9 protein-coding genes are annotated in these 11,717 nt (G+C 63.5%); 2 read left to right on the forward strand and 7 right to left on the reverse strand.

The features are described from left to right. Positions 1-23 precede the first annotated feature (23 nt). Positions 24-953 carry a transglutaminase-like cysteine peptidase gene (locus tag ACR64R_RS27930; protein ID WP_487359446.1) on the forward strand — a complete coding sequence of 310 codons (930 nt, stop codon included), beginning with the start codon at positions 24-26 and terminating at the stop codon, positions 951-953. A gap of 89 nt (positions 954-1,042) precedes the next feature. Here the strand turns inward: ACR64R_RS27930 and ACR64R_RS27935 are convergent, their stop codons facing one another. The 4 genes from ACR64R_RS27935 to ACR64R_RS27950 are packed head-to-tail and all read right to left on the reverse strand — an operon-like array spanning position 1,043 to position 6,597. Then, entirely contained in the window at positions 1,043-1,684 is a 642-nt protein-coding gene (locus ACR64R_RS27935; protein ID WP_487359447.1) for a ribbon-helix-helix domain-containing protein, read from the reverse strand. Beyond that, on the reverse strand, positions 1,674-2,963 hold the full coding sequence (locus tag ACR64R_RS27940; protein ID WP_487359448.1) for an HlyD family type I secretion periplasmic adaptor subunit: 1,290 nt from the start codon (positions 2,961-2,963) through the stop codon (positions 1,674-1,676). Before ACR64R_RS27940 ends, ACR64R_RS27935 begins: the two co-directional genes overlap by 11 nt. Positions 2,964-2,976: 13 nt before the next feature. After that, entirely contained in the window at positions 2,977-5,109 is a 2,133-nt protein-coding gene (locus ACR64R_RS27945) for a type I secretion system permease/ATPase (RefSeq protein ID WP_487359449.1), read from the reverse strand. Between the two features lie 39 nt (positions 5,110-5,148). Continuing rightward, positions 5,149-6,597, reverse strand: a complete 1,449-nt coding sequence (locus tag ACR64R_RS27950; protein WP_487359450.1) for a TolC family outer membrane protein — start codon at positions 6,595-6,597, stop codon at positions 5,149-5,151. Positions 6,598-7,007: 410 nt separating this feature from the next. On the opposite strand from ACR64R_RS27950, the gene ACR64R_RS27955 reads away from it, so the two are divergent. Beyond that, positions 7,008-8,375: an NAD(P)H-dependent oxidoreductase gene (locus ACR64R_RS27955; RefSeq protein WP_487359451.1), complete on the forward strand. Its 1,368-nt coding sequence runs from the start codon at positions 7,008-7,010 to the stop codon at positions 8,373-8,375. Here ACR64R_RS27955 and proC read toward each other — a convergent pair. The 3 genes from proC to ACR64R_RS27970 form a co-directional block, all read right to left on the reverse strand. After that, positions 8,323-9,138, reverse strand: a complete 816-nt coding sequence (proC, locus tag ACR64R_RS27960) for a pyrroline-5-carboxylate reductase (RefSeq protein ID WP_487359452.1) — start codon at positions 9,136-9,138, stop codon at positions 8,323-8,325. The two genes, ACR64R_RS27955 and proC, sit on opposite strands and share 53 nt — an antisense overlap. A gap of 179 nt (positions 9,139-9,317) precedes the next feature. After that, positions 9,318-10,637 carry an O-antigen ligase family protein gene (locus ACR64R_RS27965; protein WP_487359453.1) on the reverse strand — a complete coding sequence of 440 codons (1,320 nt, stop codon included), beginning with the start codon at positions 10,635-10,637 and terminating at the stop codon, positions 9,318-9,320. After that, positions 10,606-11,604, reverse strand: coding sequence for a glycosyltransferase family 2 protein (locus ACR64R_RS27970; RefSeq protein WP_487359454.1), 999 nt, complete (start codon positions 11,602-11,604; stop codon positions 10,606-10,608). Before ACR64R_RS27970 ends, ACR64R_RS27965 begins: the two co-directional genes overlap by 32 nt. Between the last annotated feature and the right edge of the window lie 113 nt (positions 11,605-11,717).

An 11,717-nucleotide genomic window follows, 5' to 3' on the forward strand; every position in this document is an offset into this window, starting at 1 on the left:
AAATACAAAGAGCAGCCCCGGGGATGACGGGGATCAGGCTTCTTTTGCTGGCGATCGGGCTCGCCGTTCAGGCAAATCCATCCTCGGCCAGCATGGATTTGGGGACGGATCCAGCATTGCAAGGGGTGCTTGCGCCGGCGAGCCTCGGCGGCGTTTCATTGACCCGGCCGCAGCCGTGGCGGCCAGCAACTGCATACCGCTTAGCGAATCTTTCGCCTGGCTACGCGCCGGCGGCGTCCGACGCGGATGGGACGCTTTCCAAAGCCAAGGCCGATCCCGGCGTTGACCCCATCCAGACCGCCGCGATCATTCCCGGCGTCTTCGGCTCGGTCGCGCTGTCGATGCGCAACTTCCCGGTCTCGGCGCACTGGGCTCCGGTCTATAAGGCGATCGTCGATTGCAAGGCCGGCAGCCCCTGCGATCGCAAGAACGCGGCTTTCGGCGAGATCATCGACATTGCAAGCAGGAAGGCTTTCCGCGAGAAGCTGTCCTTCATCAACAGCAGCATCAATCGGCTGATCGCCTACAAGTCGGATATGGCCGTCTATGGCGTGATGGACCATTGGGCTACGCCCTCTGAAGTGCTCGAACATCGCGCCGGCGATTGTGAGGACTACGCAATACTGAAGATGGCGGCGCTGCTGCGCGCCGGGATTCCCGCGCAAAGCATGTCGCTTGTGGTGCTTCAGGATCGCCGTCGCAAGTTCTTCCACGCCGTCGTGTCGGTGAGCACCGGAAGCGGCAATTTCATCCTCGACAGCCTCAGCAATCTCGTCCTGGCCGATACCCAGCTGCCCGACTATGTTCCGCTCTATTCCTTCAGCACGGATCGCGCCTGGATCCATGGGTCGAAGACCGGCGCGCAGGTCGCGGATATTGCCGGCGGCTTTGCGACGATCGCGCCCGGCGAAGGGGTGCCGGAAGCATCGGCCGCTTTGAATCCGAGACCGTAGCTGGTCCGTTTCGAGCCTTCGTTGAAGGGGCAGCACTCCGTCAGGTCGCACTGTCCGGCGCCGAGCGAGCAGCCGAGCTGCCAGGCACTTCAGCCGTTGAAGACGAATGCCATCAGCAGTTCCGGCTCGGCGACGGGCGCGCGCACGGCGCTGAGCTGGCCACGATAGCGCCGTTCGCCGGCGCCGATGACGAACCCGCTGGTGACGGGCGTTTCGCCATTGGCGTCGAGCCTGGCGAAGACGTCGGTGACGTTGAGGTCGAGCGCCAGCTTCAAGTCCTGCCGTCCATCCTCGCCGGGCGCGCTCGGCAATTGGCGCCTGACCAGTTGCTGGAAGGGCGCGTTGAAGGCCAGGATCTTCTTTGATGACGACAGCGCGAAGGCGGGCGACGGACAAGCGACCAGGATCGCATTGATCGTGCGGATCGATGCGAGCTTGCGCAATTCCATGCTTTCCTCGGCCAGGCCGCGCATGCAGGCCACCCGGATCGCCGAGGTGAGATTGCCCTGATCGGGATGATGTTCGGCAATCTCCTCGACCAGCATGCCGATCGTGCATTTGCGGCTTTCCGCCATCTGCTTCAGCGACACCCAGAAGGCGCGTTCCAGGCGGATGCCGCGACGCACGCCGCCGCGTGCCACGACGCGGAATTCCGGGCCGAAATCCTCGGCCGCGAGCGCCGGCAGCAGCTTTTCGCGGGACGCGGCTGGGCGGATGGCGCTATCGCTCACTCATCGCCTCCTGACGCGCCTTGTTGATCGGCTTCAAGAGATAGTTGAGTATCGTCTTGCGTCCGGTCTTGATGTCGACCGAGCAGATCATGCCGGGGATGATCGAATAGGTCTTGCCGTTCCTCATCAGGGTCGACTTCTCGGTGGCGACGCGCACCTGGTAGTATGGTTCGCCGGTCTTCTGGTCGACGAGGCTGTCGGCGGTGATGTTGGAGACCTTGCCCTCGATGCCGCCGAAGATCGAGAAGTCGTAGGCCGTGACCTTGATCAGCGCGTCCTGGTTAGGCTGGATGAAGGCTACGTCGCGCGGCGATACCCGGGCCTCGACCAGCAGCGTCTCTGATGTCGGCACGATGCCCGCCACGACCGCTCCCGGCTGCACGAAGGCGCCGATCGTATTGACGTCGAGCGTGTTGACGATGCCGTCGACCGGCGAGCGTATATCGGTGCGCGCGACCTTGTCGGTGGCGCCCCGGATGGTTTCGTCAACCACGGACAGGTCGGCGAGCGCTTGCGTCAGGTCGCTCAACGCTTCCTGCTGCAACTGCAGGCCGAGTTCGTTCACCTGAAGCTGTGCCTCGGTGATTGCCGACCGGGTCTTCTTGATCGTCTCTCCGGCGAGAGTAAGCTGTCCGTGCAGGTCGGTCTGCTCGCGCTCGACGCGGAGCTGCTCGGTCCTGGCCATCAGGCCTTTCTTGACCATCGGTTCCACCAGCGCCGCTTCCTGGTCGGTCACGGCCAGGCTCTTGGACAGGCGGTCGGAATTGGCGACCGCCTCGTCCAGTTCCTTCTCCCGCTGATCGAGGCGCGATTTGAGAACCGACAGCTTGACCTCGAAATTGTCGCGGCGCGCCACGAGCAGCTTCTGCTCGTTGTCGCAGATTTCCGGCGCGACCTTCTGGATTTCCGCGGGGCAGGGGAACGCCCCTTCGACATTGCCGCTCTGCTCGAACTGCAGCCGCGCGATGCGTGCCTGCAGGGCTCGCGCCTTGGCCTTTTCTTCGCCGAGGCTGGACGTGTTGCCCGAATTGTCGAGCCGGATGATGAGGTCGTTCTTCTTGACGATCTGGCCGATCTGGACGGCGATCTCCTGCACGACGCCGGGTTCGCTGGCCTGGATCACCTGCGTCTTCGAGGCGGGTATCACCTTGCCGTCGCCGCGCGCGATTTCGTCCACCTCGGCGAACGATGCCCAGGCCGTGAAACACACGAAAAGGGCGCCGATGATGTAGACGGACGCCGAGGCGAAAAGAGGTGGTCGGTCTTCCTTTGCAAGCATGTTCACATTCCGGTCAGGCACTGCTCTTCTGCAGCGCCTGGATGACCTGTTCCTTGGGCCCGTCGGCGACGACGCGGCCTTGCTCGATGACGATGAGGCGGTCGGCAAGTTCCAGCATGCTGTAGCGATGGGTCGATACGATCAGCGTCGTGCCGCGGTCGAACGCCACCTTGAGCTGCTTGATCAACTGCCGCTCGGAAGCGAGGTCCATCGAGCCCGACGGCTCGTCCAGGAAAACGATCTTAGGCTTGGTCAGAAGCAGTCGGGCGATCGCCACGGCCTGCCTTTGGCCCCCCGAGAGATTGGTGCCCCGCTCGCCGACATTCATGTCGTAGCCGCGCGGGTGCCGCGATACGAAGTCGTCGACGCCCGCGGCTTTCGCGGCATCGATGATCTCCTCGTCGGTCGCTTCCGGCGCCGCCATCAGGAGGTTTTCCTTGATGGTTCCCGAAAACAGGTCGCCGGCCTGCGCGACGATGCCGACCGCGGCACGAACCTCCGAAGGATGGTATTGGCGGATGTCGATGCCGTCGAGCAGCAGTTCTCCCGACGTCGGCAGGTAAAGCCTGCCAATCAGCCGGCCCATCGTGGTCTTGCCGGAACCGATGCGGCCGATGATGCCGACCCGCTCGCCGGGTCTGACCGCGATGTTGAGCCCGCTCAGGACCTCGTTTTCCGTGCCGGGATAGGCGAAGCCGACATTCTTGAAGACCAGCGCGCCGCTGCGGATCGGCCGGTTGACGAAACCGACCGTGTCGGGGCGATCCTCCGGCTGTGCCATGATCGTGTTGATGATCCTGAGCGACAGCATGGCCTGCCGGAACCGCGCGAGCGTGATGGCGATCTGGCCCAGCGGCGCCACGGCGCGGCCGGCAAGCATGACGGTGCCGATGATGGCGCCAGTCGAGACCTGGCCTTCCGAGAATGCGTAGGCGCCGGCCACGACCAGCGCGACCGTCACGAATTGCTGGATGGCGCCGGTGATGTTGCCGGCCGCTGCAGAGAGCTCCTTGATCTTCTCCGACGTGTTGGCCGCGTTTTTCGAGTGCTCGCCCCATTTGCGCAGCAGGTAGGCCTCGGCGCGCAGCGACTTGATCGTCTCCAGCGTCGAAATGGATTCGACCAGCAGGGCCTGGCGCTGCGACGCCTCGTTCATCGAGGCCGCCACCCGCTTGCCGATCCGCCGCTGCGTTATCAGCCCGACAATGACGGAGATGATGAAGGCCAGCGCCGGTATGATGACGAGCCAGCCGCCGATGGCGTAGATCACAGCCAGGAAGACGAAGACGAAGAGCGTGTCGATGAACACGCTGATGGTATTCGAGGTGAAGAATTCGCGCACGAATTCGTACTGCGTGACACGGTTTGCATATTCGCCGGTCGACCCCGGCCGCGCCGACAGCGAGGAATTCAGCACTTTCTCGAACAGCAAATAGGAGATCCTGAGATCCGCCTTGCGTCCGGCATAGTCGATCAGTGAGGCCCTGGCCGTCTTGAGAAGCAGGTCGAACAGGATGGCCGCGCCGATGCCCAGCGCCAGCACCCACAGCGTGGAGATCGCCTTGTTCGGCAGGATGCGGTCGTAGACATTCATAGTGAAGATCGGCGAGGCGATCGCCAGCAGGTTGATGAAGACCGCCGACAGCACGACCTTGGAGTAGGTTCGCCAGAAGGCCCCCATGGTGCCGGTCAGCCAGTGGCGTCTTTCTATCCGCGCGGCGGTGCCGACCGTCATCTCCTCGGCGGTATTGGCGTAGGTGATCGAAAAGGATGTGCCGCCGCTGATATAGCTTTCGGAAAGTTCCGCCCTGTCGATCGTGGTGCGGCCGTTTTCCTGGGGCGCCGTCAGATATTGTCCGCCTTCGATTTCCGCCAGGATGGCGATCGGCAATTGGCTGACGCGGAAGACGATGGCCGGAAGATCGAAGCGGCCGCGCAGGAAATCGCGATGGCTGAAATCCTGGACCTCGAGGCCGATGCGCTCGGCCAGGTGGCGGATTTCATCCGGCTCGATGCGCGTCTCCGAGATCGGCACACCGGCAAAGAGCACGGTTTCCGCGCTCGGCCTGCCGAGATAGGCCGCAACGGCGCAGAAGCAGGCTTTGAAGGCCTCCTTGGGCGACAGGATATTGGGTTGCTGGTTCACGATCTGCCCCGAAGGACCTGAGATCGACGCTTACATCTACTACTTCTTCCTGACCGGCGCGAGTATGTCGAACGGCAGGTCGTTCTTCTGCTCCGACGGAGTCCGCGCATAGGTTTCGGTGTCAGCCGTCGCGGGCACGCCGAACTCGGTCTGCGCGTACGCGGTGGCCTGCTTTGGCGGCTGTATGTTCAGCGTCTTCAGCAATTCCCCGGTTGCGGCAAGCAGCCGGTATTGCGCAAACAGCGACGCGTAGGAAGAGGTGTCGGCCAGCGTTGCGGTGTTGAAGCGCGTGTTCTGCGCATCGAGCACATCGAGCAGCGAACGCTGTCCGACCTTGAATTGCTCGCGATAGGAAGCCACGAGCTTTTCATTGGTGGCTGCCTGCTGTCGCAGCGTCTTTGCGAGCTCCGCCTGGCGGAACCGGCGGTCCCACGAGGTGCGGACGGCTTCCTCGATTTCGCGCAGCACCTGATGCATCGCAAGGCGCTGCTCGCTGGTGCGGCGGATTTGTTCCTGCTCATTGGCCTTGTCGATGCCGCCGCGATAGAGGTTCCAGCGCAACACCACCCGAGCCTGCAGGTCGCTCGTGTCACCATTGTCCCCATCTATGTCGTACCCGCCCCGGGCAACACCCTCGGCGGTGATCGTCGGGCCGTATTTCGCCCGCGCCGCGTCGACCAGGGAAGCCGCGGCGTCGATATCGCTGTTGGCCATATGGACGCGCGGATTGTTCTGTCTGGCGAGCCCGATCGCATCGTCCAGCGACCGCGGCAGGGCGGCCGAGACGTCGGCCGGCCGCGACGGGCTGATCAGGGGCTTACCGACATTCTTGAAGAAGCGGATCTTGGCCGCCTCGAGTTCTTCGGTTGCCTCCTGCATCCGCGCCTTGGCGGCAAAGAGGCGTTCCTCGGCCTGCTGCCGGTCGGCGTCGTTGAGCGCGCCGCCCGCGATGCCTTGCTTGATGTCGCCGAGAATTGACTGGTGGAAACCAAGGTTCTTCTTGGCCTCGGCCACGATCGAAGCCTGCAACATGTATTCCAGATAGTCCTGGACGACCGCAAGCCCGATGAACTCGGACCGCTCCAGAACCCGGAAGGAAGCTCCATCGACCCGCGAGGCCTGGCGTTCCAGTTCCGCCCGCCGTGCGCCGCTGTCATAAAGCGTCTGCGAAACCGTAAGATCGGCCTCGTTCGGATAGAGAGCTTTGTGATCCTCGTTGAGCGCGCGCCTTGTGTCGTTGTCCAGGCGGCGAACGCCTGTCGATGCTTCCAGATCGACGCTGGGAAGATAAAGGCCCTTTGCCTGGCGCAGCTCGAATTCAATCGCTTCGCGGTTTTCGATCGCCTGTCCAATCTCTGGATTGGATTCCACAGCGACGGCAACGGCTTCTTTGAGCGTGAGTGCGCCGGCACCACCACAAGCCAGCATCGACACCGTGACGGCAAGCGCTATGCGCCAGCCGACGGTCACTTTACCCGTCCTGGTCATTTCTACCCCGTGACTATCCCCGCGCCATTATTTTTTTGTCGGCGCTTATTGCCCAAGCCTGCCACCGGAGCTTGCGGCCACTATCTATCAGATTTTTCGGGGATGTGAGTGCATAATGGATTAGACACCTCTGAAAAGTGCGATTCCTGGCATTAGCGCAAAAACCTGTAGCAAAAATGGCACAGAAGCCCGGCGTGGCGGCAAGGCCTTTTCAGGTTAGGGCGGATCGCAATGGTTAATGACCTGGAAGAAGTGACGAATCGTGCGGTTGCTACGCACGAGCTCCTGGGAAATCTGCTGCGGCTTTGCAAAGCATGCGCAAGAAATCGCCATGTAGGTCTGGTCTTGTTGGCAAACGGCGGTCGTTCCCTGTATTGCGAGCCGGAGCAAAAAGCCGTGGATTTTCTTGTATGACCAATGTTGCCCTGACCGGACTTGCGCGTGATCTCGCCCGTCGCGCGGCCGAAGGGCGCCCCGTGCGCATTGGCGTCATCGGCTCCGGCGAGATGGGCACCGACCTGGTGACCCAAGGCATGCTGATGCCGGGCATTTCGATCGCGGCCATTTCCACCCGTCGTCCGCACACCGCCCGCGAGGCGATCCGCATCGCCTATGGTGACGAGGCGATGGCGGCCGAGGCCGAAACCGCCTCTAGGGTCACCCAGGCGATCGAGGGCGGCAGGATTGCCATCACCTCGAACGAGATGCTGGTCACCAACCCGCTCGTCGACGTCGTCATCGACGCCACCGGCAAGCCAGGCGTCGCCGCTGATTTCGACCTGATGGCCATGGAGCACGGCAAGCATCTGGTGATGATGAACGTAGAGGCCGACGTGACCATCGGCTGCTACCTGAAACGGCAGGCCGACCGGCTCGGTGTCGTCTACTCGGTCGGGGCCGGCGACGAGCCGTCAAGCTGCATGGAACTGGTCGAATTCGCCTCGGCGCTTGGGCTAGCCATCGTCGCGGCTGGCAAGGGCAAGAACAATCCGCTCAACCACGACGCCGTTCCGGACGACTATCGGGAGGAGGCGGCCCGCCGCAACATGAACCCGCGCATGCTGGTCGAATTCGTCGACGGCTCGAAAACCATGGTCGAGATGTGTGCCATCGCCAACGCCACCGGCCTGGTCCCCGATGTTCCGGGCATGCACGGACCCAGGGCGGATCGTGATCAATTGGCCAAGGTACTGATCCCGAAGGAGGATGGCGGCCTCCTGTCGAGGAAAGGCGTCGTCGACTACACGGTCGGCAAGGGCGTGGCCCCGGGAGTTTTCGTCATCGTCGAGGCTATGCATCCGCGCGTCGTCGAGCGGATGGACGACCTCCATGTCGGCCGCGGCCCGTATTACGGCTTGTTCCGGCCCTATCACCTGACCTCGCTGGAGGTGCCGCTGACCGCCGCCCGCATCATGCTCCACGGCAAGCCCGACATGGTGCCGCTGCCAAGGCCGGTGGCGGAAGTCTGTGCGGTCGCCAAGCGCGACCTTGCCGCGGGGGAGACCTTCGATGCGATCGGCGAGACCTGTTACCGCTCGTGGACCACGACGATTTCCGATGCGCGCGCCAGTCGTGCCGTCCCGGTCGGACTGCTCGAGGGCGGCAAGGTGCTGAAGCCGGTCAGGAAGGGTGAGCTTTTGACCGAGGACAATGCCGCGCCGGACAGGACGACGCGGCTGTACGCCCTGCGCAAGCTGCAGGACGAAATGCTCTACGGGGCGGCTCTTACTTCCCCAGTTCTATCGACCTCAGCCGGGCCGCTTCCACGGCTTCGGTAACGAGCTTCGTCAGCCGGTCCCCGCCCATCAGCACGGCAAGCGCGGCTGCGGTGGTGCCGTTGGGGCTTGTCACCTGCTGGCGCAGCACGCCGGGCTCCTCGTCGCTTTCGGCGGCGAGCGAAGCAGCGCCGAAGACCGTCTGCATGGCCAGCAGCTTGGCGGTTTCGCCCGGCAGGCCGGCATTCTCGGCCGCGACCGTCAAAGCCTCGATGAAATGGAAGACATAGGCCGGGCCGGAGCCGGAGACGGCGGTCACGGCGTCCATCAGGCCCTCGTCGTCGATCGTCGTCACCACGCCGCTTGCCGAAAGCAGTTCGGTGACGAAGCGCCGGACGTCGTCGGAAACCAACGGGTTTGAGAACACCACCATCATGCCCTTGCCGATCGCGGCCGGCGTGTTCGGCATGCAGCGGATGATCGGCGCGAGCTCGCCCAGGATTTCCTCGAAGGTGGCGACCGGCGTGCCGGCGGCGATGCTGAGAAAGCTGGTCCTGCCATCGCCGAAGCGTTTGTAGTGCGCCGTCACCTCGCGGATCACCTGCGGTTTTACCGCAATGACGACGAGATCAGGCACGGCATCGGCCGGAATGGCTGCGGCGTCGGCGGAGACGCGGCAGCCGAGATGTTCTGCGCGCCGGCGGAGCTCCGCTTTGGGCTCGATCACGAACACCGCTTGCGGCTCGAGCCTCGCGGACTTCAGCCAGCCCGAGAGCATGGCGTAACCCATATTGCCGCAGCCGGCGAGAACGAGCCTGATCGTCATGAAAATCTCCATACCACGGTTCTCCTTAGACGCTTGCGCGGCCACGGAAAAGCCCAGCGCGAGGGAGATCGATCGTCCAGGGCTGAGTGCAATTCCAGGAAAAGTGCGAACGATTCTCCGGCCTGAATTGCGTCAAGACAAAGAGATGGAGCGGTTCGCTGTTTGCGGGGTGAGACACCCTAGCGGGAAAGGCGAACCGGGATAGGTCGCAGCGAGACTTGCCTGAGGCCAAGGACGCCGAGCACGAAGAACAGCCAGACGGGATCGCCGCGGTGGAAGAAGAAGCTTTCCAGGAAAGCATTCAGCGCCGTGAACAGCACCACCATCATGAAGAAGTCGCCGAGGAAGATGTTTTCCTTGCGGAGCGGGATGCGCATGTAGTCGCGCAAGGGGGCGATCAGGAAGGTGTATACGGCGACGCAGAGCGCCGGGATGCCCATCAGCACGGCGATGTCGAGATAACCGTCATGGCCATGGACGATGGTGCGTATATCCCATGGCCGGTCGAAGGGCTGGTCCTGGTTGAGCAGCAGCGGCGTCCCCCAGAAGCTTTCATAGCCGTAGCCGGTCCACGGCCTCTTCGCCAGCATCTCGCCGGCGAACTCCCAAAGCGTCGTGCGTCCCGTATAGGTCAGGTTCGGAAAATAGATCGCCGCCAGATCCTTCGCCGGCGCGATGAAGACGATGCCGAGTGTGCCCACGGCTGTAGCGACGATCGCCAGCGCGAACAGGATCGGCGTGCCGAGCCGCATTCCGACGAGGCTGGGCAGCACGACGATCATGATCGAGAACGGCACCAGCCCGGCGGTCGTCTTGGAGCCGGTGTGCAGCATGAACACCATCGCGGCACAGAAAATGCCGGCGCCCCACCAGCGCTGGCCGCGCCGGAACAGAAAGAGCCCGGCGAAGCTGAAACAGGCCATCACCGGACCGGCGATGTTCTTGTGGGTGAAGACGCCGCGCCACAGGCCCGCATGCTCCGGTTCCTGCGAGTCGGCCGTGTGCAGCGCCTCGTGCGGAAAGACGATCAGCCCGACATAGGAAAGGCCGATCACCACGACGGCGGTGAAAATGATCACGCGGGCGAAGGAATCGGCGTCGCGCGGCAGCACCAGGATCGTCGCCATGGTGATGATGCCGATCATGGTGAAGGAGGCTGCGCGCATCGCCGCCGGCGGGTCGGAGGCGAGCACCACCGACAGGAAGAAGAAGCCCAGCATCAGCGCCCAGGAGGGGCTCACCAGCGAGCGCACAACACGCGGATCGGCGAAGGCAAGCAGCGCGAAGATCGAGACGGCGCCAAGTGAGCCGAAGCCGAGCTGGTTGACGATGTCGCCGCCGTCGCCGGTCAATTCCGCGCCGGCCGGCTGGAACGGGCGGAAGGAGACGATGATGACGGTGAATAAAAGCGCGGCGATGGCCGTCGCCACACCTTGACTGGTGAAGGCGGCGCCGAGCGGCGCGCGCTCAATTCTTCTCAGGCTGCCGGTACTGCTCATTGGCATATCCGAATTCGGCAAGCAGCCGGCCGAGCGCGACATAGACCGGATAAAGGCCTGTCGTCAGCGAGCCGGTGCGCGCCAACCGGACGGCGCCGCGCAGCGGCGAAGCGGCAAGCAGCGCCAGGCTCTTTAGGAGAACCTTAGGGCCGGCAAGCGGCGTGCCGGCCCGCTTCTTCTTTTCGACCAGTGTCGAGATCACGCCATTGCGCAGGCTGCGGGCACGGATCCAGTCGGCTTCGACGCGCCTGGCCGGCACGGCTTCGTTGACCTTTGCCTCGGCGCACCAGCCGAGCACGAAGCCTTTCTGCGCCGAACGGCTGAGGAAATCGGAATCGCCGCCGCCCATGAAGTTGAACCTGAGGTCGAGGAAGGGCGGCCCCATGGCTGTCAGCACGTTGCGGCCGACCAGAAGGTTGCCGGATGAGAAAAGCGTCGGCACGCGGCTCGTTTCACGATAGGGCGGCGCAAAGACGGGGTGCTCGGACCATCTGGCATGGCTCGGATCGGCGAAGACCGGCACTTGCGGGCCGCCAACGATATCGGCCTGTAGCGTCTCGGCCGTCTTGCACATGCGCTCCAGCCAGTCGGGCTCGGCGATCTCGTCATCGTCGATGACCAGCAGGTGCCTGAAGTTGGGAAATTGCAGGATCGCCGTCTGCCAGCCGGCATTGTAGGCGCTGCAATTGCCGCGTTCATGCGCGATGACGACCAGGCCCTGCATTTCGTCCCGCTCGAACAGCGGTAGCACCGCCTTGGCGCCCTCGCGCGCTTCGTCCTCGTTTTCCATGACGATCACGGCGAAACGCCTCTCGGTTCGCTGGGCCTTGAGCGAAGCGAGCGTTTCCAGCACCTGCTTCGGCCGCTTGAAGGTCGGCAGCGTCACCACAACCTCGACGGTCTCGGCGGCAAGACCCGGCGACCGTCCCGCGATCGATACAGAAGCGTCGGACGGCAGAGGGATCATTCCGTTTCCAGCAGCGTGGTTTGAGCCTCGATAGCATCGCGGTGATAACGTTTCGTTAATCACCTTCCCGCCCTGCTTCCGGAAAAGCCGGGTCGTTGGCCTTTGACAGTGCC

The organism is Mesorhizobium sp. MC2-1-1 (assembly GCF_057597255.1).